The 724-nt window shown below is 46.7% G+C and carries 1 pseudogene; it reads left to right on the forward strand.

Annotation, left to right across the window (positions count from 1 at the left end):
* A pseudogene (locus ACS8FD_RS20345) lies at nucleotides 1-724 on the forward strand (DNA polymerase III subunit alpha); the annotation flags it as partial.

Here is a 724-nt window from a genome sequence, read left to right on the forward strand (position 1 = left end):
ATCGCTCAGGGGAAGATGCTTTTATTAAAGCCGCTATCCACTCAGGTGCCAAACACAATATTCCTCTCATTGCACACAACGATGTGCGTTTTTTAGAACAAGAAGACTTCGATGCTCACGAAGCCCGCGTTTGTATCGCAGGCTCTTATGTACTGGCTGACCCAAATCGTCCAAGACTGTATTCAGATGAGCAATATTTGAAGACTCAAGAACAGATGGCGCAGTTGTTTGATGATATTCCACAAGTTATTAATAATACCTTACGTTTAGCAACCCGCTGTAATGTGATCTTGACCCTTGGCATCAACGTACTGCCCGACTTTCCTGTTCCAGAGGGCGAAACCATTGAGTCTTTTTTCCGCGCAGAGTCGCAGCGCGGCCTTAATCACCGGTTGGATAAACTCTTTCCTGTGGAAGAGCGCGACGACAGCTGGAGTGACTTTCGCAAACAGTACGATGAGCGCTTAGAGTACGAGCTTAATATCATCTTATCGATGGGTTTCCCCGGTTATTTCTTAATCGTCATGGACTTTATCCGCTGGGCCAAGGCCAATGGTGTCCCAGTTGGCCCTGGCCGTGGTTCTGGTGCTGGCTCACTAGTCGCTTATGCACTGAATATTACCGATCTTGACCCTATTCACTATGATCTATTATTCGAGCGTTTTTTAAACCCAGAGCGCGTCTCAATGCCCGATTTCGATATTGACTTTTGTATTGAAGGCCG

The organism is Psychrobacter sp. 1U2, assembly GCF_051847575.1.